Origin of the sequence: Anaerobacillus sp. MEB173 (genome assembly GCF_052119505.1) — a bacterium.
Taxonomy (GTDB): Bacteria; Bacillota; Bacilli; order Bacillales; family JBJMAU01; genus JBJMAU01.
This window is the reverse complement of sequence record NZ_JBJMAU010000001.1, coordinates 623,059-649,610: the sequence shown is the minus strand read 5'-3', so window position 1 is coordinate 649,610 and position 26,552 is coordinate 623,059. Positions and strand designations below refer to the sequence as shown.

Sequence of the window (26,552 nt, the reverse complement as noted above, 5' to 3'; positions counted from 1 at the left end):
ACAAGGAGGAGAAGAACAATTGAAACGTTAGACATCATTATTGATGCGATGCCAATTTTATTAAAAGGAATGTGGATGACGATTGTGATCACCGTCATTTCATTGATTATTGCTTTAGTGATCGGACTAGTGTTAGGGATTTTTAGTATTTCTAGAAGTAAGCTATTAAGAACCATTGCGATGTTATATGTAGATATTATTCGAGGGACACCGATACTCGTACAAATTTTATTTATTTATTTTGGTCTTCCATCAGCCACAGGTATTACACTATCCGCTTTTACAGCGGGAATTATTGCCATTAGCATTAATGCCGGCGCGTACTTAGTTGAGATTTTCCGTGCCGGGATTAATTCTATTGATAAAGGTCAAATGGAAGCCGGGAGAACATTAGGGTTTTCGTATGGTGAGACGATGAGAATCATCATATTACCACAAGCTGTACGTCGTATGATCCCAGCATTTGTAAATCAATTTATCGTAAGTATTAAGGATACGTCACTTCTTTCTGTAATCGGGATAGCCGAATTAACGATGTCTGGACAATCAATTTATGCGATGAATTTCAGGGCCTTTGAAATTCTAGGTGTAGTCGGAGTTATGTATTTTGCGTTAATTTATAGTCTGACAATATTTTCTCGTTGGCTTGAAAGGAGATTGGATGTAGCATGATTAAAATTGAAAACTTGCAAAAGTCTTTTGGTGAATTAGAAGTTTTAAAGAATATAAATGTTGAGGTTAATGAGCAAGAAGTGGTTTGTGTTATTGGTCCATCAGGATCAGGAAAAAGTACATTTTTACGCTGTATTAATCGCCTTGAGGAGCCAACTGGAGGTTCGATTTTTATTGAAGGAACTGATATTACCGATCCGAAAAATAATATTAATAAAATGCGCCAAAATTTAGGGATGGTGTTCCAGCAATTTAATCTCTTCCCTCATATGACGGTATTGGAGAATATCATTGCTGGTCCGAAGCGATTGAAAGGGAAATCGGAAGCGGAAGCAGCAAAACTAGGGATGGAACTTTTAGAAAAAGTAGGGCTTTCTGATAAAGCCGGTGTGTATCCTGATAACCTGTCAGGTGGTCAAAAACAAAGGGTGGCGATTGCCAGAGCATTAGCAATGGAACCGAACATTCTGCTGTTTGATGAACCGACATCAGCGCTTGACCCGGAAATGGTAGGAGATGTGTTATCGGTTATGAAAGACCTTGCAAAAGAGGGGATGACGATGGTCATTGTTACTCATGAAATGGGGTTTGCCCGAGAAGTAGCTGATAGAGTGATTTTTATGGACGGAGGCTACATTATCGAAGAAGGAGACCCGACAGCTATGTTTAAAAATGCCAAGGAAGAACGAACACAAGCATTTTTATCAGAAGTACTGTAAAGAGTGACATAAAAAGTGACAGACACCCGCCGTGGACACTTTTGAACAATTTGTCCATATGCGGTGTCTGTCACCACCGAATGAGGTAAAAAGGTAGTCCCAATTTTGACGAGGGACTACCTTACTTTTTTTGAATAGAAGAACTATCCGTTATCAGATTTTGAAACAAAGATGGATAGAAAAATTCCTAAAACCCCGGCTAGTAAAAAGAGAGCAGATAAATCTAAAGTAGGAATGTACCGCGTTTTCTTTTCGGTAATTTCATAGACTCCGACGGGTTTTACAATAATCGCTCCGCCACCACCTTCACCTTCGCTATTTTTCGGTTTGTTATCATCTTTTTTTTCTAAACCAGCACCACCGCCAACAAAATACGTCACTTTCGAAACAGGAACAACCTTTTTTCCAGCAATTTCAATAGGTTCACCATATACGTCTTCTGTTCGTGTACCTGGACTGAGTTTTTCAAAGATAACGCGAATTGGTGACTTAAAGCGACTTGTCTTCTTTACTTCTGGTAAAGTTTCCATTTTCTATCCCACCTTTCTCTTTAATAAATCACTTATTTCTTTGTAAAGATACTATTTCCTTTAGAAAAGATGAGTGTTTCTTTTTTTGTCACTTAAGAGTGACACACTTAATGGTGACAGACACCGCATATGGACATTTTGCTTTAAAGTGTATACGAAGGGTGACAGACACCATTACAGGCACCATTATAGTCTCCATTAAAAAACTGTGATTCAAATCCTCTTGTTCTGCTAAGGAGTATTGTAGACTGTAATCAGTTGAGAAACATAATCACTTATCAGTTGGAGGAATAAACAATGCATAATACAGTAACTATTAACAAAGAGTTCGCTATAGCAAAGGACATTTATTGGGTAGGGAAAATAGATGAGAGAGAAGTTCCATTTCATAGATTAGTCTTAGCAAAGGGAACGACTTACAATGCTTACTTATTAAAAACAGAAAAGCCTACAATCATTGACACAGTAGATATGCAATTTGGAAAAGAATTTCTTGCAAGTTTAAGTCAACTTATTGATCCGAAAGATATTCAATATATCGTTATAAACCATTCCGAACCAGATCATTCTGGCGGGTTGGCCGCATTAGCGGTAAAAGCACCTGATGCAACCATTGTTTGTACAGAACCGGCAGTCGAAGAGCTAAAGGAAATGTATAAGCTTCATAAACGAAATTTTTTAGTTGTACAGGACGGTGATACATTAGATATTGGCGGCAAAACATTACTGTTCAAAGAAACACCGTATTTACATACAGAGGAAACGATGATTACGTATTGTGAGGAGGATAAAATTCTATTTCCGTGTGATATTTTTAGTACACATATCGCTGCAAAGGAATTTTTTAATGATAAGGCACCGTATGATATTACTGAGGATTTTATCGGATACTATCAAGCAATTATTCATCCGCACAGAAGGTATGTGAAAACATTAATGAGTGCTTTAGAAGGTTTAGATATCCAAATGATTGCACCATCACACGGTTATATTATTCGAAATGATATCCCAAAATATATTGAATTATACCGTACGTTAAGCGCTGATACAGTTAAAGATAAAAAAGTAACCATTATTTATACTACGATTCGCAATAACACGAGAAAAGTAGCGAACATTTTAAAAGAAACATTTGAAGAAAATGATATTGTAGCAGATGTTTTCAATGCAGATCGAAGCAGCCGAGAGGATATCATTAGTAGTGTAAAAGAAGCAGATGCTGTTTTCATCGGTAGTTCAACAAAATATGCCGATATGATTGGAAATCTAGAAGAAGTATTAAAGGAATTGAAGGAAATGAATCTTGAAGGCAAAATTGCCGCAGCCTTTGGTTCATATGGCTGGAGCGGTGAGGCAATTGAAGTCATTCAAGATTATCTGCTAGAAACAAATATGAACGTCCAGACAACCTCGGAAGTTATTAAAACAACAGGGATGACACATGTAGAATTTCCGGTTAGAATAAGGTTTTCTCCAGAAGGAAAACAGTTAAAAAAAGTGGAACATTCAGCGGCATTTGTAGCCGATCTTTTATTGAGTGCTAATTAATTAATGATAGTGCCGAAAAACAAAAATGTGTTTTTCGCACTATTTTTTTCTAATAAAATCCTTTCTTTTGACCCATAATTCTCTTTCTCTCACCTTGGTGACGTCGGTCACTTATTGTGCATTAAAACATAAGTATAATTACTACTATTGAAACCGTGAAAACGATTGTGGAGTTATTAAATCTTTTATTTCAAATGTAAATTATGAAAACAAGGTGATTGATGATGAGAGAAAACTGTTGTGAAAGTAAAGTAAGCAATCCATGTCCGAAAAAAGTACCTATTTTTAACTCTTTATCAGATAAGGAAATTTCAAAAATTGTTAAAATGACAAAACATAAAACCTTTAAAAAAGGTGAGCATTTAATTTATGAAGGTGAGAAGTCAGATACGTTATTTATTATTAACAAAGGTAAAGTCAAGTTATCAAAATTAACAATTGATGGAAAAGAGCAGATCTTATATATTATGTCGTGTGGAGATTTCTTTGGTGAGTTAAATTTATTTAACGATGATGAGGTCAACAATTTTAGTGCATATGCTATTAATGACACGGAGATTTGTATGCTGACAAAGCAAAATATTGATATCATTATGAGTGATAATCAGGAAATCTTAATTAAATTGCTAAAAGCTGTGACCAAAAGGTTAGCCCACACTGAAAATTTAGCGCAAAATCTCGCAACGAAAGATCCGAGTGTTCGGATTGTCCATATGATTTTAGAGTTTTGTGATAAATTTGGTACAAGTATTGATGAAGGCATACGTATAGATTTACCTCTGTCAAGAGAAGAGATTGCCAATTACGTAGGTGTGACAAGAGAAACAATTAGTCGTAAACTAAGTAAATTTGAAGAACAAGGACTAATCTCATCTTTAGGAAATAAACAACTAATTGTCAAAAATAAAGGATTATTACGCGAATATACATGGTGACATATACATGGTGACAGACACCGCTCATGGGCATATGTGCAAACAATGTCCACGAGCGGTGTCTGTCACTCGTTTTATGTCACCCGTTTTAAATAAAAATCTCTCTTTCTCCAAATTGATCTCGTTCAACAATTAATTTGGCAACATCCTTCGGTGGTTTCAGTCGTGATGGATCTTTAATATGAGTAGAACCTTCCCAAAAAGGGGTGGCCATTCCACCCATATATACAGCAGTAACGTTAATTGATGTGTGCTCTAATTCTTTCATAAGGCTCTCAGTAAAGCCCCGAACAGCAAATTTACTCGCCACATAAATGGACTCGTTGATTTTTCCTTTTTGGCCCGCGGTTGAAATGATATTCATAATTTTTCCTTTGTTATTGCGCAAAAAGAAAGGAAGAAGAGCCTTTGTTACAAAAATGGTTCCTTTTATGTTTGTATCAATTATTTCATGGATTTCGTTTGCTCGATAAGCTTGCAACGGTCCAAAATAGCCGACACCGGCATTGTTGATAACCACATCGATTTCATTTTCCGTTAATATTGAATTGATCGTTTGATTTACTTCATCTTCAACTGCAATATTACAAGAAAGAGTCTCTGCTTGACCACCAAGATGTTCACTCTCTTTTTTGACTTCTTGGAGTTTTGATAACGTTCGACCGATAAGGATAATTTTGTTACCTTGTTGACTGTATGCCATAGCTAGTTCTCTGCCAAGTCCTGAGCCGGCTCCGGTAATTAGAATGGTTTTCATAGTGTATTTTCCTCCTAGTAAGATGACACTAGTATTTTTGACAATTGCTTTGATAAGTATAATATTAGTGACAGACACCGCTCATGGACATTTTTATCAAGATGTCCATGAGCGGTGTCTGTCACCCAAATATGTCACCCAAATAAGAAAGGTGTGAAGTATGGGGAATTATATTATCATTGGGGCGGGAATTCTTGGAGCATCAACTGCTTATCATCTTGCTAAAGCAGGAAAAAAAGTAACAGTAATCGATCGCGGAGATAAGGGGCAGGCAACTGATGCAGCTGCCGGAATTGTATGTCCATGGCTTACGCAACGGAGGAATAAAGCATGGTACGAGCTCGTTAAAAATGGAGCACGATATTATCCAACCCTTATTCAACAATTGGAAGACGATGGTGAAGTGAATACGGGTTATGAACGAGTAGGAGCAATTAGTCTACATACAGACGAGGAAAAGCTAGATAAAATGGAGGAGCGAGCATATCAACGGCGTGAAGCTGCTCCAGAAATTGGAGAGATTACAAGGCTTAATCCTAAAGAAACACAACAATTATTTCCGCCATTAGCCGATGGTTTTGGTTCAGTACATATAAGTGGTGGGGCTCGAGTTAATGGTCGGGCTCTTCGCGAGTCCCTCATTCGTGCAGCACTCACTCATGGCGCTACATTTCGAATAGGGAATGCCACACCAATTCATGAAAGTAACCGAATTATTGGGGTCAGATTGGAAGGGGAATCGATTTTCGCTGACGATATCATCATTACAGCTGGTGCTTGGGCCAAAGAATGTCTAGAACCACTAGGAGTAAAATTCATTGTAAGACCGCAAAAAGCGCAGATTGTTCACCTTGAAATGCCAGAAGTTGAAACAAGCAAATGGCCGGTTGTCATGCCGCCAAATAATCAATATATCCTTACCTTCGAAGCTGGGCGGATTGTTATTGGAGCTACACATGAAGATGATGTTGGTTTTGATACACGTATTACACCAGGTGGGCTTCATGAGATCTTTAATAAAGTATTAGCTATTGCCCCTGGTTTGGCTGATTGTACTGTGTTAGAAACAAGAGTAGGCTTTCGCCCATTTACTCCAGGTTTTCTGCCGGTTATCGGTGCCATCCCAACATATGAAGGGATATTTGCGGCTAATGGTCTCGGGGCATCGGGGTTAACTGCAGGTCCTTATCTAGGTTACGAATTAGCTAAGCTTGTACAAGGGCTTAAAACAGAGATTGATATAAGTCTTTATGATTTAGCAGGAGCACTTGATTAATCAAAATAATTGTAAAAAGCGTTAGGATTAGTGCCTAACGCTTTTTACTGAATAACTTATGCTACATTTGAGTCTTTTTCGACAATAATATGTTTGTTCTTTCTTATTTGAATAACAAACCAAATCGCAACAACGGTCGTGATTGCAATACCGATCCCAACAGATAATTGGTATGGAAGGCTGAAACCTTCTGGGGCATAGAAGATATACGTACCAACAACACCCGTCATAAACAGGGCCGGAATCGAGCAAATCCAATGGAATCGTTTATTTTGTAACAAATAAATTGCGCCTGTCCATAACATCACTGTTGCGACAACTTGATTTGTCCAACCGACATAACGCCATAAGAAAGAATAATCTAATTGCGTCAAAGCAAATGTTGGGATAATGATTGGAATTGCTAATACTGTTCGTTTCCATTTAGCATCAAGGTTAATGAAATTTCTTAATAAATCTACAAGAATCATCCGAGACGAACGAAGAGCGGTATCCCCAGTCGTAATAGGAAGAATAATAACACCAAGAATAGCAAGAATTGCCCCTAACGTACCAAGCATCGATTTTGAAATTTCATCGACAACTCCACCAGGTCCACCGGCAGCAAGTGCTGCTTGAAGTCCTTCTGTACCTGAAAAGAATGTCATCGCTGCTGCTGCCCAGATCATGGCAATAACACCTTCAGCAATCATCGCGCCATAGAAAACTTTACGTCCATCACTTTCTTTTTTCATTGTACGAGAAATAATCGGACTTTGTGTCGCATGGAAACCAGAAATGGCACCACAAGAGATTGTTACCATAATTAACGGCCAAATAGGCAATTCACCAGGATGTAAGTTCTCAAACGTTAAGTTAGGAATTGGTTGGTCGATAAATAATAGACTAATACCAATTGCCGAAGCCATAAAAATCAGGATTGCGCCAAAAATTGGATAGATTTTTCCAATCACTTTGTTGATCGGCAATAAAGCGGCAAGTACAAAATAGCTAAAAATAAGAATAATTGCTGACATAAAACTAAGCGATGTTAATGATGAAATTAATTGAGCTGGTCCAGCGGTAAATGCTGCAGCAACAAGAATCATCAAAGCCAATGAAACAATGTTAATAATCGTTTTGATTGTAGAACCTAAATAGCGACCTACTAATGTAGGATATTGCTGTCCACCGTGTCGTAACGATAACATACCAGCAAAGTAATCATGAACTGCCCCGGCAAAAATGGCACCTACTACAATCCAAATGAATGCAACAGGGCCGTATAATGCTCCCATTATTGCGCCGTAAATTGGACCTAGTCCAGCGATATTTAAAAGTTGGATTAAACTTCCTTTTGCCCAACTCATTGGTGAGAAGTCTAAACCATCTTGCTTTGTATAAGCGGGTGTTGGACGGTTGTCATCGATGACAAAAACTCGTTCCACTAATTTTGAGTAAAATGCATAACCAAGAATAAGTAGTAAGATTGATGCTATAAATGTAACCATGTGCATAACTCCTTCGATGTGTTAATTTTTTTACTATTTCGAAAAAATATATTTGTTATTTTACTAGAGTGAAGTAGAAGTGTAAATAATTTTTTGAAAAATTTTATTATTTATTTTAAATAAAATAGGATCTGAGAGATTTCACAAAAAAAACAGCAAGTATTTTTATACTGCTGTTTCCTTGTAATCATAGCGGTTTAAAGCTTTTAGTACGTTCGGTAGCATGCGCTAAGATTTCTAATTTGTGATTAATATATCGTTTGTCTAAGGAGAGTAATTTCGTTCGGTCAATACCCTCAATAATATATTCAGTAAACTCCCAAATGATTTCTTTTATTTTAGGAGAATTATTTTCAGCGATTAACGTTAATGCTTTTATACCAGCTGATAATACTGAAATATCATGAAACCCATTTTGTCGTATTTGATAAAAACACGTATACAAATAATCGGAGAAGTCAGGTTTATCTAGAATTACACGTAAATTACGTTGCGAATCATTGTGGAAAGACCTTGGCAATTGTTTCTTACCTAACTTTGTTAAGATTTTTCCGAGATTTTCAATACAATTGATTGCTGTATTTGGATCATTAATTCCAGAAGATAGGGCTCTTAAACCAATTTCTACAATTTTTGTAAGCCCGAATTCAATATCATCCATTGGTGTTATTTCTGGACCAATGGATATAAATTTTAAATAATTACCTTTAACATCATGTTCACTTAGTACCCATAATGAGAGAAGTGGTGTATCTTCATCAACATATTCACTTATTTTTTTCTCAATTCGAACAATACAATCGTCCTTTGTTGCTTGCTCTACAATCCCATTTATATTGATATGTTGGATATAGCCAGCGCTGCTTGCACATAGTTTTTTAGCAGGGAGGTGTTTGATTTCATCATTTTCCCAATCCTCCCATGGTGCATCTTCATGCACTTCTTTTCTATCTGTTAGTTCGCTCTCGATTTTTTTCATCGTTGTTAAAGTAATATTATGAATAAGGCTGCTAACTTGTATCCACTTTGTAACATGATGAATAAAGAAAACAAATACAATTAGACAAATAATAGCAAAAAGTACTGCAAAGGAAGGGACAATAAACGTTGTAGTCGTACCATCCTCCCTTAATAGCAATAATAAAAGAATAGAATAAATAAAACCGCCAACGAAAATTCCTAATACTCGCTGTGTACTTTGATCCATAATAAAGTTTTGTAACGTTCTTGGTGAAAATTCCGATAAATAGGTAGTTAAGACAACGAGAATGGTTGAAAAGGTAATGGTTGTCATTGTAAGTAATGAAGCTGATATCGAGCTTAAAATCGTTCGTGCTAAATCAATATCAGCAAATAAGAAGGTAGGGATCATTCGGTGAAATGATTCATAATGCACTATATAAGAATCAAACCTTGTACTAGTTAGGGCTAAAGCAACAGCAGCAAAACCATACAAAGAAGGGAGATACCATATACTTGATCGCATCCGCAATAATAAGGTTGAGAATGACAATTGAGATAGACACCTCCCAAAAAATAGAAAAAGTTAGTGGGATATGACACAACGAATATTTATTTGTTGTGTCATATAGCATAATAGATCTTTATTTTTTAAAATAATCAGCTTCAAGTGCTTTTAACATCTCTAATGATTTTTGTGCCCAGCTACTTTCATCCTTTTCAAGTAACGTATACTCATTTTTTAATGCGATCTTTAAAGACTCTTTATAATCAGGGACAGGATCATTAAATACTCTAATATGAGTTTTAGGAATGTTTACTTGTTCACGGTAGGCAAGCGCCCGTCGTTCGTGAAAAAATGGTACATCAGCTTGTTTAGGATTGTGAAGGTCTCCTTGTTGCGGATGCTTTAATACAGCCATAACCCGGATGACGTAATGTGCAGGTCGAATTAATGTAATCTCACCTATGTATTTTCCTGTTTTGTAAACTCCAGTTACTACTTGTCCAATTTCTAATTCCTGATTCATTTACCTTCATCCTCCAATCAATTTTAATAATTATATAATTATTATGGTGACTAAAGGAGCTAGAAGTCAAATAAAGAAGGATAGAGAACGGTAATACTCTTTAATTTACTAAGTGAAGATTTCAAGATTGTATTGTACCTACTACATTACCTTTTATTTATAGAATAGTACTATTGATTAAATTTTATCCAACAAAAAGGTGACAGACGCGCGAGAAATCTTACGTGTCTGTCATCCAAGAGATTATTTGGTTGCCGTTGTTGGTTGATCGATGATGTCCGGATCAATCATATTGTTAATATTTATACCATTGTTAGTCATGATAAAATCTCCAGTGTTTCCTCCCCCCGAACCAGATACCGATTTTTCATTACTTTTTGGAGAAATATTCAGTGAATCACCGAAGTTCATGACACCGCTGTTACTATTCACTTTAAAAGGTCCAACGATGGAAGGCATAGAAAACACCCTTTTTCAATTTTTGTTCAAGATTACTATATGTTTTTATATCGAAGTTGTTTACGCTTTTAAAAAACTATTGTGTTCTAGTATCATCTACTAATTGTCGAATATGCTTGACTCGAGCTTCTGCATCAATCTTTTTCGTTGAACCAATATGAACAACTGAAGAACCGCTAGTTGTGATGATCTTTACATTGTTAACATTAATAAATGAACATTCATTTCTTCGCTGAATCGATAGACGTTCATCAATAATGGGAATAGGGATATTTCTTGTAAATAAAGGAAAATGTTGAAGATTCCCCTCATTCCCGTAAAATTCTGATATCGTTCGTTGAACTGCCAGTGCATTTGAGTGAGGCGTTAATTGAACTGAATCTCCGACTTGAAAGATTGAACTAAAGGAAAGGTCAATAATTTTGATGTTTTTTACGTTTGAAATTCTTTTTGTCATTATTTTTCACACCTTATTAAGTAGATAGTGGAATAAATGGACCGATGATTAATGATTCTGGGGGAGTATCAAAGATAGAAGATAAAGTAATGGTATCTGTATCACCGACAAGAAAAACGGATGAACTTCCGACACCAATAATTCGAACGTCACCAACACAAATATTTCGATTTACAACAGTAAAATTCATCTATTTATTAATTCTCCTTTCGAGGTAAGTTTCGCAAAAATTCATCAAAAGTTTTATTGATATCCTCTTTTACTTTTTTTACAGTCATTTTTTCAATTTTGTTTAGTTGATCCTGATTCGCATTGACCGTATTGACTTGGTTTAGGTAAAAATGGATTCGATGGTCAATTTGTTTCTTGACGTCATCAATTATAAATTGACGGTAAGGTGGTTCTAATGAATAATTGTATTTCGTTTCATAGGTCGTTAAAATTTGCGGGCAATCCTGTTGTAAATAGTGATCAATCTGCTGTTTTACTGGTTCATATAATTGTGGTGGTTGTTGTTGGTTAGAGACATGCGGAGTATTTAGTTCTTTTTGATTCACTGAAAAATCTTCAATCGAATCAGAACCATTGTAAGGATTTAGGCCAATATTTAAGGTTCCTTCAAGGCGTTCCACTTTTAACTGATCAAACTTATATTCAACTTTTTCAATATTATGTGAAGATTGATTTTGTTTCACCGATTGTAACTCTTGCTGTAGTTGTTGAACATGTTGCTCAAGTCGATTGATTCTCTCATTTTGCATGTGCATGTAATCACTCATTTGTTTTAGTTGATTTGAATAATTATAATGCGAATACATGACAAATCCCTCCTTACGAATCATTCAACCCTACGACACCGTTGGTGGTACCAGTGGTACAAATGGAAGTGGACTAGGTTGCGTAGCTTCTGGTGCTGGTCCTGTAAAACCACCTGTATTGTATAGATTTGATAAGGCTTTGATAATTCCAGCACTCCCAATTTGTAATACTGATGAATTTGTTACAGCATCAACCTTTAAATTATGAATAACGATACTTTGATCAATAAAGAAATTCATAATATACGCTCCTTAGCCTAGAGTGTACCTGTGATATTCTGATCAAAAACATCTTGATCGTACCCATTGGTAACATTACGATCATTTCTAATTTGTAAACAATCGCCAGTATTAAAAGAACCGGCTCCTGCAAATGTTTTTGCAGTACTATTTGGTGAGATGTTAAGCACATCTCCTACATTAAAAACAGAACTAGCGCCGATACTTATTACTTTAATCGCTCCAACAATAGCAGGCATAGGTAAACACCCTTTTTTACAAAATCTTGTTTTCATTATATGTAACTGCGCACTAGGTGTTCATCATTATTCCATTTCTAAATAAAAGTTATCGATCTGTATTTACTATCGAGCTGATAGTTGGGTAAAGGAAAAAATGTTAGGTAACAGGCAAAAAAGTTCGAATAATACAACTTATTAGAATCTTTTGTCGGTTGTATTGACTATGAAGATACTAGTCCCTATAATACCGATTAGTACCTCCCATCTAACTTACCTGCTACATAGAATGAGGTGAGTATAGGTAGGTTATTAAAATCATTATTATCTAAAAATGAAAGGATGAAGGCTGTTGTTTATTCAAAGTAATGTAGTAAAACCAGGCCAAGATCAAGGAAAGCAAAAAATGGAATATTTTGTGAAGGAACTTGTAGAATCAAGGGAGGTAATACACGATTTAAAACCGAATCATAATATCATTTATGAAAAAATTGAGTGGAGAAGGGCATTAGTTCAGGATAGTTTTAATATTGTCATTGAATACAAGGTAAAAACAGAAGAATTTATTAAAGTGATTAAACAAGACAAAAATGCAGCGTCTTCAAAATGTATTCGGGCATACTTATTGAATGATGATCAATCATATGATCAAGTTATTAAACAAATCCAAGAAAACTATTAATCTTAAAAAATAAGTTTATTGAAAATACAACAGCCGTTCAATAAATGTGGAGGTACCCACACATGCGACTGAGTATTTAAAAGGGGGGTATTTTAGTACCTCCTTTTTATCTTAATAGAAAAAATATATTGAAAACTTTCTGAGGATTAGGTAATATAATCATTATAGATAGTAAAATGTTTTTAAATAACAGGCAATGTAAACGATTAAATTAACTTTTACACCTATTTTTAGATCGATCTAATAATAGGTGCTATGCAATAAATGGAATAGATCTAATTACTTCTGCAACTATTTAGATCGATCTATTTTCATAGTTTTTGTTAGATCGATCTAAATTAATAAATATTAATTTGAAAAAGGAGGCTAGAAATAAAAAAACTATCACATTTGTTGGTTTTGAAAGCGTTATCTAAATTTAGGTAAAATAGCTAGATTATAAAATTAGAGGGGTGTTAATGAATGAAAAAGATTTTTGCAGTTATGTTATTTGTTAGTTTACTATTTATTGCTGCATGTGGTTCACAAGAGACAAATAATGGATCTGAAGGGGACTCTAACGGTGAAGCAATAGCCAGTCAAAAAGTAATGAAGTTTGCAGTGGCAACACCAGATGAAAGATCATTAACAAAAGGATTATACAAATTTGCTGAAATAGTTGAAGAGAAAACAGAAGGATCAGTAAAAGTAGAAGTATATCCAAATGGTGTTTTAGGCGGAGACCGTGAAGTATTTGAAGGGTTACAATTAGGTAGTATTGAAGCAACGACAATTTCAACAGGTCCAGTTGCGCAATTTGCACCGCGTTTTAGTGTATTTGATTTGCCATTCCTTTTCCCAACTGCAGAAGTAGCATATGAAGTTCTTGATGGTCCTCTTGGTGAAGAATTACTTGGTGACTTAGATTCTCAGGGTGTTGTAGGATTAAACTATTGGGAAAATGGATTTAGACATCTTACTAATAATGTGAAAGAAGTTAAATCAATCGATGATATTAAAGGGTTAAAAATTAGAACATTAGAAAATGAATTGCATATTGATATGTGGCGTGAATTAGGTGCCAATCCAACTCCGATGGCATTCACAGAATTATTTGCAGGGTTACAACAAGGTGTTGTTGATGGACAAGAAAATCCAGTCGGAAATGTAACAACCACAAATTTCTATGAAGTACAAAAATATATTACGAAAACAAATCATATTTATAATGCAAGTGTTTTCATGATTAGTGAAGGATTCTGGAACTCACTTACTGAAGAAGAACAACAAATGATTAAAGAAGCAGCTGATGAAGCGCGAGATTACCAACGTGAGTTAAATCAACAAGAGGATATTGATGCATTTGAATTCTTAACTGAAGTTGGTATGACAATTACAGAATTATCACCTGAAGAAATGGAAAAAATTGTAGAAAAAGTTCAACCGATCTATGAAAAATATTCTTCTAAAATTGGTGAAGAATTTGTTACGAATATTTTAGAAGCGGTACGTCAATAATTAGCTATACATCTCAAGGAAAGTTAGATTTCCTTGAGATGTATTTATTATTTAGGAAAAATAAAAAATTATGAAAACTAGAAAACTATAATTGAAAATGGTAACAAAGTTTTGTAAGATAGATCTAGAGTTAAATCGACATTTTTTTCATCTACACAAAAGAAAGCAGAAATGAAATTTTATTTCATTTCAATAGATCGATCTAAAATAAAAGGGTAAACACTTGCAATTTAGATCGATCTATTGAATTTCTTGATTTGATTTTTAGATCGATCTAAATCATTGAAATTCTGAAAGCGTTTATCTAGGGAATTCTGACTTTTTAGACATGTAATGGCTAGATGAAGATTTACAGTTTGTTTGAGAGGAGGAATTTAAAATCAGGATCATTTGAGTAGTGAAAGGAGTTTCAAAATGAAAAAAAGATTATGGTTAATGTTGAGCATTTTATTTCTAACTGCATGCTCAGGACAATTTTCAAGCAATGACAACGAGAAACTAATGAGATTAGCTGTTGCAACTCCAGAGGAAAGATCGCTAACACAAGGTCTATATAAATTTGCAGAAATTGTAGAAAAAGAAACAAATGGTTCTATAAAAATACAAGTGTATCCAAATGGTGTTCTAGGTGGTGACCGTGAAGTATTCGAAGGGTTACAGCTTGGATTTATAGAGGGAACAACGATTTCAACAGGTCCAGTTGCCCAATTTGCCGAGCGGTTTAGTGTTTTTGATTTGCCATTTCTATTTCCAAACGTTGAAGTCGCTTATGAATTTTTAGATGGCCCGATGGGGCAAGACATCTTAAATGATCTTAACGATCAAGGTGTTGTAGGTTTAAATTATTGGGAAAACGGCTTTCGACATTTAACGAATAATGTTCGCGAGGTAACTTCAGTTGAAGACCTTAAAGGATTGAAAATACGAACATTAGAGAATAGTCTCCACATTGATATTTGGCGGCAGTTAGGTGCCAATCCCACCCCGATGGCCTTTACTGAATTGTTTGCAGGCCTACAACAAGGGGTTGTTGATGGACAAGAGAACCCTGCCGGGAATGTGACAACATCGAATTTCTTTGAAGTGCAGAATTATATCACTAAAACAAACCACATCTATAATGCAAGTGTATTTATGATTAGTGCTGAGTTTTGGGATACACTTTCTGCGGATGAAAAAGAAATAATGACGAAAGCTTCCGAGGAAGCAAAAGAATATCAACGAAAACTGAATCAAGAGGAGGATATGCTGGCTTTTGAACTTTTAAGTGCGGAAGGCATGACGATTACAGAATTGACAGAAGAAGAACAGCAACGATTCTTTGATCAAGTGCAACCGATTTATGAAAAGTACTCAGTTCAACTTGGTGAGGAATTTGTAGATGAATTAATAGAAGAAATTCAGTTAAGTTATGAAAGTAAAATGGCTACGATGCAGTAAGTAAATCATTTCATTGTTGGTAGTTTAAGAGGAGGTTGTATTTATGATCGTATTAAAGTGGCTGGATGATCATTTTGAAGAATTATTTATGATAATCTTTTCAGTAGTGATGGTTGCTGTTATTGCGTTACAAGTATTTATGAGGTATGTAATGGGGGCATCACTATCATGGTCTGAAGAATTGGCAAGATTTTGTTTTATTTGGCTAGTGTATTTAGGGATTAGCTATGGGGTAAAGAAACAACGTCATATTAAAGTAGACCTCGTTCTGCTTGCCTTAAAAGATAAAGGTAAAGTAGTAATGAATATCGTTGCCAACCTTATATTCTTGGCTTTTGCTATTTTTGTTATCATTTACGGATATGAAATTGCTAGTAAACTGTTAACTTGGGGCCAGCAATCACCAGCATTACAAATCCCAATGGGACTGGTATATATGGCAACGCCGATTGGAATGGGTCTAACTGCCATCCGAATCATTCAACAACTGTTTAAGCAAGTGCGAACGTTATTTGGTAAAGAGTACTTTGAAGTAAAAACATTACAAGAAAATGTACTAGCCGATGAGAATGCCAGTAAAAAAGGTAACAAATAGGGAGGAAAGAAAATGACAGCAGCAGTATTATTTGGTAGTTTTGCACTTTTACTTTTACTGAGCGTTCCAATTGGTATCGCCTTAGGGGTAGCGACGTTAGTTACTATTGTTTACAGCGGCTCTTTACCACTTGAATTTTTATCACAAGGTTTAGTTACTTCTATTGACTCATTCCCGTTAATGGCTGTACCGTTTTTTATTTTAGCAGGAGAAATTATGGGGAAGGGTGGAATCTCTGATCGCCTGTTCCGCGTTGCCAATTCAATCGTTGGTAACAAAACAGGGGGTTTTGCAATTGCGACGATTTTGACGTGTATGTTTTTTGCGGCGATTTCTGGGTCAGGCCCAGCAACTGTAGCAGCTATTGGTGGAATTATGATTCCGGCAATGGTCCGTCAAGGATATGATAAAAAATTTGCAACTGCTGTTGTTTGTGCTGCTGGTTCACTGGGAGTAATCATTCCTCCAAGTATTCCAATGGTCATCTACGGTGTAGTAGGCAGTGTATCAATTGGAAATCTATTCATTGCTGGAATTCTTCCGGGGATTATCGTAGCGCTTGGCTTAATTGTTTGGACATACATTTATTCACGTAGAAAAGGTTATCACGGTACAGATGAAAAAACTTCAATTAAGAAAATCTTAACAGCTTCTTGGGATGCAAAATGGGCACTTCTTGTCCCAATCATTATATTAGGTGGAATATATGGTGGAGTATTTACTCCTACAGAGGCAGCGGTTGTAGCAGTAGTGTATGGATTAGTTGCCGGAATGGTATTATATCGTGAATTAAAGATTGTTGATTTACCGAAAGTATTTGTTGACTCTGCGTTAACAACGGCAACGGTTCTTATCATTGTTGGTACAGCAACTGCTTTTGGACGATTGCTAACGGTAGAACAAATTCCGCTCCAAGTAACAAATGCTATGATGTCCATCTCTGAAAATCCGTTAATCATTATTTTATTAATTACTGTATTGCTATTAATTGTCGGTTGTTTCATGGATACCTTGGCGGCGATTATTATTCTTACACCGATTTTACTTCCAATTGCCGTAAATATTGGTTACGACCCAATTCATTTTGGGATCATTATGGTCGTAAACTTAGCAATTGGTTTTATCACACCTCCATTAGGGGTTAACTTGTTTGTTGGTTCGGGTATTTCCGGGCTTTCAATTGAGTCATTGTCGAAAGCAATTATGCCTTTCTTTGTGGCGATGTTAATAACTCTATTATTCATTGTCTTTATTCCTCAACTTTCTCTATTGTTTCTTTAAAGGGGAATAAAGGTAAGTTGGAATACTTCAATGTACAACATACAAGGATGATTGGATTGACAATAAGAATAGTTGCTACCTATAATATAGCTATGGTTTAGTACGGCTGGGAAATCATACTATTCAAATAATCGTAAATTGGGATGAGTATTTTATGAAAGCAAAAAAACGTGTCACATTATTAGATGTAGCTAAACATGCAGGGGTTTCTCGTGCGACTGCTTCACTTATCGTTCGAGGAAGTCCTAACATTGCTGATACCACAAGGGAAAAGGTATTAGCCTCAATGCGCGAGTTAGGGTATGTCTATGATCGGGTTGCGGCTAATATGCGTTCGCAGACATCTTCTACTGTAGGATTAATTATTACTGATATTGCAAACCCTTTCTTCTCGGAATTACTGATTGGGGTACACCATGCATTAGAAAAGGCAGGCTATATTGTCTTCCTAGGAACAACATTTGATTCGGATACAAAACAAGAGCGGCTGCTTTCAACAATGTTAGAGCATCGAGTTGGTGGGGTAATCTTATGTCCTGTATCAGATAGTTCTAAAGAAACGGTAGAACGAATTAAAAATTTAGATATTCCGATTGTTACGGCCGTTAGGGAGCTTGCGATGATTAATTGTGATTATGTAGGAATTGATTATAATGCAGGTTCCGAAATGGCAGTTACACATTTAATTGAGAAAGGCCATCGTCGTATTGCTTTTCTTGGCGGTTCAGCTGGATCTTCTGCTTGGAAGGAACGTAGACAAGGGTACGTAAGTGCTTTAGAAAAGGCTGGATTAGACGTTGATGAATCACTGATTTTTGAAAGTTCAGTAACAAGAGAGGGTGGATTAGAACGGGCCCAGCATGTGGTCGATCATCCAAATCCACCAACGGCGATTTTCTGCTTTAATGACTTTGTTGCCAATGGGGTAATGCAAGGATTAAGAGCGGCAGGAATTAACCCTGGAGAGGAAATGGCTGTAGTAGGTTTTGATAATATTCCAGAAGCATCATTATTTAACCCGCCCTTAACAACAATTTCTTCATTTCCACGTAAGATTGGAGAAGAAGCTGCAAATTTATTACACCATCGAATTAAAGATAATGAACGTGAACAAAATCGGATTATCATTCAGCCTGAGCTTGTGGTGCGAAAAACGACTTAAAAAAATCTCCCGTAAAGGGAGATTTTTTTTTGAAAGCAAGTAAGTATAAAAATTCACACAATATTAAATGTTTGTTCAAATATTTGGCGTAGTTGGAAGAAAACAACCTCTATAATTATATGTGTAAGGATATGAAAGGTTTTGTTCAATCATTACGATTATGTAGGACGAGTTTTCGGACATCATTAAGTTAGTTTTATTGACATCACGTCAGTCATAACAAAACGATTTGTTACGTTTTTTTGTTTGATTACTATTCTTTAAGAAGGGATGATCACAATGAAAGTACAAGAGGAAGATCGTTTGATGTCAACAACTGAAGTCAGCCAGATGAAAGCTCTCGTTTATCAAGGCCCAGGGAAAAAAGAATGGAAAGATATGCCTAAGCCAACGATTCAAAAATCGACGGATGCAATTGTCAAAATTGTCAAAACAACAATCTGTGGTACGGATTTACACATTCTTAAAGGCGATGTTCCAACCGTTACAGAAGGTCGAATACTCGGGCATGAAGGTGTAGGAATAATTGAAGAAGTCGGAGATGGTGTACAAAATTACAAAAAAGGGGATCGCGTTTTAATATCGTGCATTACGTCCTGTGGAAAATGTCCTAATTGTAAAAAGGGGCTGTATGCTCATTGTTCCGATGGAGGATGGATTTTAGGTCATACAATTGATGGTACACAAGCAGAATATACACGAATCCCTTATGCAGATACTAGTCTTCATGCAATCCCAGATGGTATGGACGAAGAGGCAATGGTTATGCTAAGTGACATCCTGCCAACCGGGATGGAAATTGGTGTATTGAATGGAAAGGTAAAACCAGGGGATACGATTGCGATTATTGGTGCTGGTCCAGTAGGATTGTCTGCTTTACTAACAGCTCAATTTTATTCCCCGGCAGAAATTATTATGGTGGATTTAGATGATAATCGACTGGAAATCTCAAAAACTTTTGGGGCAACGAAGGTCATTAATAGTTCAGATGGACAAGCAGTGCAGAATATAATGGAACTTACGAATGGTCAAGGTGTAGATGTAGCCATGGAAGCAGTTGGTATTCCAGCCACTTTTAATATGTGTCAAGAAATCGTGACACCTGGAGGCAATATCGCCAATATTGGTGTTCATGGAAAAAGTGTTGAGCTTCATATTGAAAAGTTGTGGATTCAAAACATCACATTAACAACCGGTTTAGTAAGTACAAATTCTACGCCAATGTTACTTAAATCTGTAGAAGCAGAAAAGATTCATCCAGAAAAATTAATTACCCATCGTTTTTCACTTGATGAGGTTATGCATGCCTATGATGTTTTTGAAAATGCTGCAAAAGAACAAGCAATTAAAGTGATACTCTCCACCTAATTTTAGAGAGAAAAATTTTAGGTATATGTCTGATAAACAACATAAAAAAATCTCCCGTTAAGGGAGATTTTTTTAGTCTGTTATTGGTTCATAGATTTCCCAAGCTAACTTTAATGAATCTGTAATATAATTTGCTATTTCCTCAACTTCCAAATCATCGGTTGTTAATTTAGAATTGTGAAGAGAGTATGTGTTTTGTCTTTTATAAAACAGTTCCTCTATTTCTTCAAGTGTTCGTCCTTGCAGAACAGGACGACTATCAATTAAAATATCTAATCGATCCTTCCAAGAGTCCCAAGAGACGTCCAAGAAAAATACAATACAATTTGTCAAACAGATTTCTCGAATATCCTTCTGTAGAAAAGCGCCACCACCAACGGAAATGATTTTTAACTTTTGCTGGCAGTAATCAGTGATGATTTCTTTCTCCCGCTTCCGAAAGGGTTTTTCACCGATCGTTTTAAAAATTTTTGGGATTGGCATATTAAACTCTTTTTCAATTTCTTTATCGATATCTATGAATGTTCGATATAATTTCTTGGCAACCAATTCACCGATTGTTGTTTTTCCAACACCCATAAAGCCAATAAAAACAATACTTTTTTCTCTAAGTGAAGCTTCATTCTTGGTCATAAAAACGCACTCTTTCCTCAATTATTTTATAGTTATAGTATTTGCTGTAATGAAAACAATTTAATAAAATCTAAAGCTAATATATATTTTTAGAAAAATTAAAAACTTTTAACCTATATGTTACCATACGTTTTTTAATTACAAAAGGTGTATTTCTAGTTTCCGGTTGAAATCGGGCTCATGAAATTTATATTTCACACACCTTTCAGGTACTGAAAGGTTACGTGGTTGAAGTGAATGAGCCCGAATTTAACCGGAAACTAGAAATACATACTAGACACTATATGAAAAATGTGAGTAAGTAAGCGATGGAAATACCGATTAACATATAATAAATGGCGAACAGTAAATTCCACATTCCCATTTTGTATGGGTTGATTTTCAGCTGTTCTGCTAAAATAGATACTGATAAATTGTATGGGCTGTACATAACCGTCGATAAGCTAGAGACTATTAATACAATAGTTAATGAAATTGAAGAAACACTACTTAATATCGGATTTAATAACTCTGCTAAAAGAGTTAGAGATACTAATGGATGAAACCCAATAAATGAAGTAAGTAAAAAGTAAAGCGCAATCATGAAAAAGAAAAGCAAGGTTTGATCTGAAATAGAACTAAAATATAGTTGTAAAAAAGATAATAGCCCCGATAAGGAAAGCATCTCAACAAAAAAACCTGCACTCAAAAACATGAAAAAGTAATTTGATAATCCCCGGGTTCTTGCTTTCCAATGTGGAATTGTATAGGTCATATATCGCTTTAGTTTTCCAATAAAGAATGCCCAAAGAACTGAGACTGGGATAAGTAAAAGAACTACTGAAAATAAAAAGCCTTGATGTAACACTTTTTGAGCAATTGTAACAAGGGTGACGAAAAGAAAGAGCATAAAAAGCATTTGAATCATCTTATTATAGACTCTTTTGTAGGGTACTTCTGTATTACTTTCAATAACAATATCAATTTGAGAGTGCTTAAACGTTGCTAGAATCAAGTCTGATAAAATAAGTACTATTGTTGTTCCGATGATGAAAGGAAATAACTGAATATAATTGTTGTCCGTCAGATCTAACGATGTTATGACCATAATTTCTAGAGGACTCCACGTAAGACATAGTGCATAAGCCCGTAAAAGGTTTTGTGTGTAAAATTTTTCTCTCGTCTTTGTAGGCAATTGCTGTAACGTTCTCATTAAAGAATTTTTAAGCAATGGGATCGTTGCTATATTTAAAAATAAAGCGAGAAAGTGACAAACTAGAAAGCTTCGGCGATACAGTTTACTTAAACTAGTAATTCCTTGTTGTAATAATAAGCTTAAATTTTTGTCATATTTACCAACTCGAATAATTGAATTAATAAAAGGAAGTACTAAGAAGAGGGAAAGCACCCCAAGCATTGATTCAAAATATAAAAGAAAGGTGTAAATAGGAATTTTGTTATAAATAAAAAGGATAAAGCCAGCAATGAAAAAACAAAGTCCGGATACAAAGTACGAGCCATAAGAACGACGGAAAGAGTATATAATAGCTGCAAATGATAAAATCCCAATTGTGTAACTTATAATTGGATAAGGCATAAACCGAGATAGAACATATAGAAAAATTAGTAAGGAAAAGATATACAAAGTTTAGTTTTCACCTCTCAATAGATCAATCAAAAAATCTCCGAAAATATATTGCGAAAATATAAAACTTATTGTAACATGGTGGTAGCGCTTACTAGAAACTATTTCATCAGAAATTTTTATAAAAATATAAAAAATACTTGTTTTTTTAGTAGAAACAATATTATAATACAAGTATGAATTGATGATTTTTGTTACAAAATTAGATCGATCTAACAAAAGGTAAATAATCCCCTTTCCTTTTTCTAATGATCTTGTTAGATCGATCTAATGAATGTAACAAAAAAATTTACTCAATATTAGATCGATCTAATATTGAGGTTCGAAATAATATTTGTTAAAGAACTAGAGACTGGCGGTGAAGAATTTTATGTTAGGGTTATATTTAAAAAATCCGAGTGACTTAGAACTAAGAGAATTTCCTTCAGTATCTTCTCTTAATGATGACGAAGTGAAAATTAAATTAATCTACGGCGGTATTTGCGGATCTGATGTTAGTGTGTTTAAAGGAAAAATCGCACATGCTACATACCCAGTCCGTCCTGGCCATGAACTCGTTGGTGAAGTGATTGGAGTCGGTAAAGATGTAGATCTGGAGCTAGGTAAAAGGGTTGTCATCGCTCCCAACTCATTTTGTGGAGAATGCGAGTATTGCCTTGGTGGGAAGCCCAACATTTGTAAACACAAAGAATCATTAGGAGTAAATGCAGATGGAGGTTTCGCGGAAGAATTTACAATTTCCTCCAAGTATGTATTACCAGTACCTGATGAATTATCAAGTGAAAGAGCAGTATTAATCGAACCATTTGCTGTAATTGTTCATGCATTGCAAAAAGTAACGATTACAAAAGACACATCTGTTGCGATTATTGGCTGCGGTACTGAAGGAATGTTAGCAATTACTCTTGCAAACTACTTGGGAGCAAACATCACTGCAGTAGATATTAATGAAAAGAAATTCAAAAAGGTGTGCAGTGTTGGTGATATTCGCACTATACTACCTCATGAAATACAAGACGAAACTTTTGATGTTGTTATTGAAGCAGCAGGTGCAAAAGCTTCGGTAGAACAGGCAGTTGAAATCGTAAAACCAGGTGGTTCATTAGTGTTAGTAGGAATCACACCGGAAGCAAACTTCCCAGTTATCCAAATAGTAAGAAAAGAGATTACAATTTTTGGATCGATTATTTATAACTTCCCTGAAGATTTCACGAAGAGTATCGAGTATTTATTACAAGATAACTTTAAGGTTGAACCTATTATCTCAAACACGTACCATTTCACAGATTACCAGAAAGCGTACGCGGATGCTGTTTCAGGTGAGTTTGGAAAAATTATTTTGAATTTTAAGGAGGACAATAAGGAATGCAAAATTTAGTGTCTCATCAATTAGTGAAGTACCTTGAAGATAGAGGAGTAAGCCACATTTTTGGCTTGTGTGGTCATACAAATATCGCAGTATTAACAGCGTTAGAAAACAGCAAAATTAAATTTGTTAATACACGTCATGAACAAATTGCAGCTCATATTGCTGACGGTTATGCACGTGCAAAAAAAGAAACGGCTGTTGTACTTAGCCATCTAGGACCAGGTTTAACAAATGCAGCAACTGGTGTAGCGAATGCGGCTCTTGACTCAATTCCAATGGTTGTTATCGCAGGTGACATTCCAACTCACTATTATGGAAAGCACCCGCACCAAGAAATTAACTTACACTCTGATGCGGCACAATATGAAGTGTATAAGCCGTTCGTAAAACGTGCATGGCGTGTAGAACGTCCTGATCTTTTCCCGGAAATTCTTGAAAAAGCGTTCCAACTTGCTGAAAGTGGAAATCCGGGACCGGTATTAGTATCTGTACCAATGGATATTTTCTCAAAAGAAGTTGATCCTGCATTATTCGAAAAACAAAAGCATAATACGAAAAGTCTTTACAAGCCATCAATTGATGATGAAACTGCTAAGACAATTATCCAAACGCTTTTAGACGCGAAAAACCCACTATTCTATGTAGGTGGCGGAGTTGTACTTGCTGATGCAGCAGAAGAATTAAAAGAGCTTGTGAATCACTTAAGTATTCCTGTTGCTCATTCATTAATGGGTAAAGGTGTAGTTTCTGATGAGAATCCATTAGTCCTTGGTATGACTGGATTCTGGGGAACTGAATTTATTAATAAAAAAGTAAAAGCTTCTGACTATATCCTTGCACTAGGAACACGTTTTGCTGAAGCGGACAATAGTTCATGGGAAGAAGAATATACGTTCACTGTTCCTGAAACAAAGTTAATTCAAATCGATATTGATCCAAGTGAAATTGGACGTAACTATCCAGTTGAATTAGGAGTAGTTGCTGACCTTAAGCAAGCATTAACAGTGCTTAACCGTGTCGCAAAAGAAATGGTACCAAACGGTCTGGAAAACGATGAATTAAAAGAAGAAATTTTAACAAATCGTGTTCAATTCAAAGAAAGCAACCGTCAATTTGTGGAAGACAACTGCTTCCCAATGCAACCGCAACGTATCTTAGCTGATGTTCGTGAAGTACTTCCAAAAGATGCGATCATCACAACTGATGTTGGTTGGAATAAAAACGGTGTAGCACAACAGTTCCCAATCTATACTCCAGGTTCAATCCTTACTCCTGGTGGCTATGCAACAATGGGATTCGGTGCACCTGCAGCATTAGGGGCAAAAATTGCTCAACCTGAACGTGTTGTTGTATCACTTGTTGGTGATGGTGGTTTTGGCCAAAACCCAGCGGTACTTGCAACAGCAGCAGAAGAAAACATTCCTGTTATTTGGGTCATCATGAACAATTTTGCATTCGGAACAATTGCTGGTCTTCAAAAAGCTCACTATGGTACAACATTAGGAACATTATTTAAAAAGGATGGCGAGCCATATTCACCTGACTTTGCAAGCATTGCTAAAGCATATGGTGTTGAAGGTGTGAAAATCACAAAAGCTGAAGAGTTTAAGCCAGCACTAGAAAAAGCAATCCAAGATAACAAGCCAGTAGTAATCGATGTTGCAATGCTGAACAACCCAGTTCCAACAGCAGGACACTGGAACATCATGGACATCTATTCACCTGGTAAGAAAGTACACCACGCATCAACAAACTAATGTAATCAATTATGAGGAAGCCTAGCTTCTGTAGAGCAGGCTTCTCTCCCATAAAGGAGTGAATCAATTTGACTAACTCAAATGAATTTGTTTTACCTAAGAAAGTTGAGATTTGCGAAGTAGCACCTCGTGATGGCTTCCAATCAATCAAAGAATGGATTCCGACTGAAGAAAAGATTGCGATCATTAGAAAGTTAGCAAATACTGGTGTAAAGTCATTGGAAATCACTTCATTTGTACATCCGAAAGCTATCCCGCAATTAAAGGATGCATATGAAGTCGTTACTGCGGTTCAAGATCTTACTGACATTAAAATGCGTGCATTAGTACCGAATGTAAAAGGTGCGCAGCGTGCGATTGATGCCGGTATTAAGAAGTTAAAGCTTATGCTTTCAGCAACTGATTCACACAGTATTTCAAATGCGAACTGTGTAACAGAAGAAGCACAAAACGGTTTCTTGCCAATTATTGAATTAGCTGAGAAACATGGCGTTAAAGTTGGCGGTTCGATCTCTGTGGCGTTCGGTTGTCCATTTGAAGGGAAAGTACCGCAAGAGCGTCTTGATCAAATTGTTGAACGTTATCAGAATATGGGGGTACATGAAATTTCCCTTGCTGATACAACTGGTGCAGGTAATCCGAAACAAGTATATGAGATGCTGGGTCATTTGAAGGAGCGTTTCCCGACTATCCTTTTCACAATGCATCTTCACAATACAAGAGGCATGGCGTTAGCGAATGCAATCGCAGGACTGCAACAAGGAATTACTCATTTTGACAGTTCGATTGCTGGACTTGGTGGGTGTCCATATATTCCGAATGCAACTGGAAATATTTCAACCGAAGATTTAGTTCACACGTTACATGAGATGGGAATTGAAACAGGGTTGAACCTTGATGCTCTGATCGATGTAGCTAAAGAAGTGAAAGCGCAGTTAGGTCAAGAAGGCGGAAGCTACATGCTTCAAGCCGGTCCTTGTTCACAATTACATGCGAAACCGAAGAGTCAGCAGAAGGTTGAAAGCTAGTTAAAA

At 35.9% G+C, this 26,552-nt stretch carries 28 protein-coding genes; 15 read left to right on the top strand and 13 right to left on the bottom strand.

Translation table 11 applies throughout. The features are described 5' to 3' along the window. The first annotated feature begins 48 nt into the window (after positions 1–48). Positions 49–672, top strand: a complete 624-nt coding sequence (locus tag ACJ2A9_RS03255; RefSeq protein WP_441420161.1) for an amino acid ABC transporter permease — start codon at positions 49–51, stop codon at positions 670–672. Next, positions 669–1,391, top strand: a complete 723-nt coding sequence (locus ACJ2A9_RS03250; protein ID WP_441420160.1) for an amino acid ABC transporter ATP-binding protein — start codon at positions 669–671, stop codon at positions 1,389–1,391. The genes ACJ2A9_RS03255 and ACJ2A9_RS03250 overlap by 4 nt, the downstream gene beginning before the upstream one ends. 143 nt (positions 1,392–1,534) lie before the next feature. Here ACJ2A9_RS03250 and ACJ2A9_RS03245 read toward each other — a convergent pair whose 3' ends face one another. Next, a complete protein-coding gene (locus ACJ2A9_RS03245; protein WP_441420159.1) occupies positions 1,535–1,921 on the bottom strand; it encodes a GerW family sporulation protein in 387 nt (128 codons plus the stop codon). Between the two features lie 297 nt (positions 1,922–2,218). Between ACJ2A9_RS03245 and ACJ2A9_RS03240 the strand changes: the two genes are divergently transcribed. Continuing rightward, the gene (locus tag ACJ2A9_RS03240; protein ID WP_441420158.1) at positions 2,219–3,469 is read left to right on the top strand and encodes an FprA family A-type flavoprotein; all 1,251 of its coding nucleotides are present in this window, start codon (positions 2,219–2,221) and stop codon (positions 3,467–3,469) included. A 224-nt stretch (positions 3,470–3,693) separates the two neighbouring features. Continuing rightward, the gene (locus ACJ2A9_RS03235) at positions 3,694–4,404 is read left to right on the top strand and encodes a Crp/Fnr family transcriptional regulator (protein ID WP_441420157.1); all 711 of its coding nucleotides are present in this window, start codon (positions 3,694–3,696) and stop codon (positions 4,402–4,404) included. 88 nt (positions 4,405–4,492) lie between these two features. Here ACJ2A9_RS03235 and ACJ2A9_RS03230 read toward each other — a convergent pair whose 3' ends face one another. After that, positions 4,493–5,161: an SDR family NAD(P)-dependent oxidoreductase gene (locus ACJ2A9_RS03230; RefSeq protein ID WP_441420156.1), complete on the bottom strand. Its 669-nt coding sequence runs from the start codon at positions 5,159–5,161 to the stop codon at positions 4,493–4,495. Between the two features lie 160 nt (positions 5,162–5,321). On the opposite strand from ACJ2A9_RS03230, the gene ACJ2A9_RS03225 reads away from it, so the two are divergent. Continuing rightward, positions 5,322–6,437 (top strand): NAD(P)/FAD-dependent oxidoreductase, encoded by a 1,116-nt coding sequence (locus tag ACJ2A9_RS03225; protein ID WP_441420155.1) that lies wholly within the window; start codon positions 5,322–5,324, stop codon positions 6,435–6,437. 56 nt (positions 6,438–6,493) lie between these two features. Here ACJ2A9_RS03225 and ACJ2A9_RS03220 read toward each other — a convergent pair whose 3' ends face one another. The 9 genes from ACJ2A9_RS03220 to ACJ2A9_RS03180 all read right to left on the bottom strand — a co-directional run bounded on the left by ACJ2A9_RS03220 (position 6,494) and on the right by ACJ2A9_RS03180 (position 12,131). Beyond that, a complete protein-coding gene (locus ACJ2A9_RS03220; protein ID WP_441420154.1) occupies positions 6,494–7,927 on the bottom strand; it encodes a carbon starvation CstA family protein in 1,434 nt (477 codons plus the stop codon). 187 nt (positions 7,928–8,114) lie between these two features. Then, positions 8,115–9,440, bottom strand: coding sequence for a DUF2254 domain-containing protein (locus ACJ2A9_RS03215; RefSeq protein WP_441420153.1), 1,326 nt, complete (start codon positions 9,438–9,440; stop codon positions 8,115–8,117). 91 nt (positions 9,441–9,531) lie between these two features. Further along, complete coding sequence (locus ACJ2A9_RS03210; RefSeq protein WP_441420152.1) at positions 9,532–9,918, bottom strand: kinase-associated lipoprotein B; 387 nt, start codon at positions 9,916–9,918, stop codon at positions 9,532–9,534. Between the two features lie 243 nt (positions 9,919–10,161). Then, positions 10,162–10,377, bottom strand: coding sequence for a spore germination protein (locus ACJ2A9_RS03205; protein ID WP_441420151.1), 216 nt, complete (start codon positions 10,375–10,377; stop codon positions 10,162–10,164). A 76-nt stretch (positions 10,378–10,453) separates the two neighbouring features. Then, positions 10,454–10,834, bottom strand: a complete 381-nt coding sequence (locus ACJ2A9_RS03200; protein WP_441420150.1) for a spore germination protein GerPE — start codon at positions 10,832–10,834, stop codon at positions 10,454–10,456. Between the two features lie 16 nt (positions 10,835–10,850). Then, entirely contained in the window at positions 10,851–11,024 is a 174-nt protein-coding gene (locus ACJ2A9_RS03195; protein WP_441420149.1) for a spore gernimation protein GerPD, read from the bottom strand. 7 nt (positions 11,025–11,031) lie between these two features. Then, on the bottom strand, positions 11,032–11,652 hold the full coding sequence (gene gerPC, locus ACJ2A9_RS03190; protein WP_441420148.1) for a spore germination protein GerPC: 621 nt from the start codon (positions 11,650–11,652) through the stop codon (positions 11,032–11,034). A 30-nt stretch (positions 11,653–11,682) separates the two neighbouring features. Continuing rightward, positions 11,683–11,892, bottom strand: coding sequence for a spore germination protein GerPB (locus tag ACJ2A9_RS03185; RefSeq protein WP_441420147.1), 210 nt, complete (start codon positions 11,890–11,892; stop codon positions 11,683–11,685). 17 nt (positions 11,893–11,909) lie between these two features. Next, a complete protein-coding gene (locus ACJ2A9_RS03180; protein ID WP_441420146.1) occupies positions 11,910–12,131 on the bottom strand; it encodes a spore germination protein in 222 nt (73 codons plus the stop codon). Between the two features lie 331 nt (positions 12,132–12,462). Here ACJ2A9_RS03180 and ACJ2A9_RS03175 point away from each other — a divergent pair, with 331 nt between their 5' ends. The 7 genes from ACJ2A9_RS03175 to ACJ2A9_RS03145 all read left to right on the top strand — a co-directional run bounded on the left by ACJ2A9_RS03175 (position 12,463) and on the right by ACJ2A9_RS03145 (position 20,135). Then, a complete protein-coding gene (locus ACJ2A9_RS03175) occupies positions 12,463–12,792 on the top strand; it encodes a hypothetical protein (RefSeq protein WP_441420145.1) in 330 nt (109 codons plus the stop codon). A 462-nt stretch (positions 12,793–13,254) separates the two neighbouring features. Beyond that, entirely contained in the window at positions 13,255–14,289 is a 1,035-nt protein-coding gene (locus tag ACJ2A9_RS03170) for a TRAP transporter substrate-binding protein (protein WP_441420144.1), read from the top strand. Positions 14,290–14,703: 414 nt separating this feature from the next. After that, positions 14,704–15,729 carry a TRAP transporter substrate-binding protein gene (locus tag ACJ2A9_RS03165; protein WP_441420143.1) on the top strand — a complete coding sequence of 342 codons (1,026 nt, stop codon included), beginning with the start codon at positions 14,704–14,706 and terminating at the stop codon, positions 15,727–15,729. Positions 15,730–15,772: 43 nt separating this feature from the next. After that, positions 15,773–16,324, top strand: a complete 552-nt coding sequence (locus ACJ2A9_RS03160; protein WP_441420142.1) for a TRAP transporter small permease — start codon at positions 15,773–15,775, stop codon at positions 16,322–16,324. A gap of 12 nt (positions 16,325–16,336) precedes the next feature. Beyond that, positions 16,337–17,605 (top strand): TRAP transporter large permease, encoded by a 1,269-nt coding sequence (locus tag ACJ2A9_RS03155; protein ID WP_441420141.1) that lies wholly within the window; start codon positions 16,337–16,339, stop codon positions 17,603–17,605. A gap of 154 nt (positions 17,606–17,759) precedes the next feature. Continuing rightward, a complete protein-coding gene (locus ACJ2A9_RS03150; protein WP_441420140.1) occupies positions 17,760–18,767 on the top strand; it encodes a LacI family DNA-binding transcriptional regulator in 1,008 nt (335 codons plus the stop codon). Positions 18,768–19,097: 330 nt separating this feature from the next. Then, entirely contained in the window at positions 19,098–20,135 is a 1,038-nt protein-coding gene (locus ACJ2A9_RS03145) for a zinc-dependent alcohol dehydrogenase family protein (protein ID WP_441420394.1), read from the top strand. Between the two features lie 72 nt (positions 20,136–20,207). Here ACJ2A9_RS03145 and ACJ2A9_RS03140 read toward each other — a convergent pair whose 3' ends face one another. Together ACJ2A9_RS03140 and ACJ2A9_RS03135 are read right to left on the bottom strand one after the other, a co-directional pair. Beyond that, on the bottom strand, positions 20,208–20,768 hold the full coding sequence (locus tag ACJ2A9_RS03140) for a shikimate kinase (RefSeq protein WP_441420139.1): 561 nt from the start codon (positions 20,766–20,768) through the stop codon (positions 20,208–20,210). Between the two features lie 280 nt (positions 20,769–21,048). Continuing rightward, complete coding sequence (locus ACJ2A9_RS03135) at positions 21,049–22,392, bottom strand: hypothetical protein (RefSeq protein ID WP_441420138.1); 1,344 nt, start codon at positions 22,390–22,392, stop codon at positions 21,049–21,051. Between the two features lie 358 nt (positions 22,393–22,750). Here ACJ2A9_RS03135 and ACJ2A9_RS03130 point away from each other — a divergent pair, with 358 nt between their 5' ends. The 3 genes from ACJ2A9_RS03130 to ACJ2A9_RS03120 all read left to right on the top strand — a co-directional run bounded on the left by ACJ2A9_RS03130 (position 22,751) and on the right by ACJ2A9_RS03120 (position 26,546). Then, on the top strand, positions 22,751–23,770 hold the full coding sequence (locus ACJ2A9_RS03130) for a zinc-dependent alcohol dehydrogenase (RefSeq protein WP_441420137.1): 1,020 nt from the start codon (positions 22,751–22,753) through the stop codon (positions 23,768–23,770). Beyond that, the gene (locus ACJ2A9_RS03125) at positions 23,758–25,518 is read left to right on the top strand and encodes a thiamine pyrophosphate-binding protein (RefSeq protein WP_441420136.1); all 1,761 of its coding nucleotides are present in this window, start codon (positions 23,758–23,760) and stop codon (positions 25,516–25,518) included. The genes ACJ2A9_RS03130 and ACJ2A9_RS03125 overlap by 13 nt, the downstream gene beginning before the upstream one ends. Positions 25,519–25,586: 68 nt before the next feature. Beyond that, on the top strand, positions 25,587–26,546 hold the full coding sequence (locus ACJ2A9_RS03120) for a hydroxymethylglutaryl-CoA lyase (protein WP_441420135.1): 960 nt from the start codon (positions 25,587–25,589) through the stop codon (positions 26,544–26,546). The last annotated feature ends 6 nt before the right edge of the window (positions 26,547–26,552 follow it).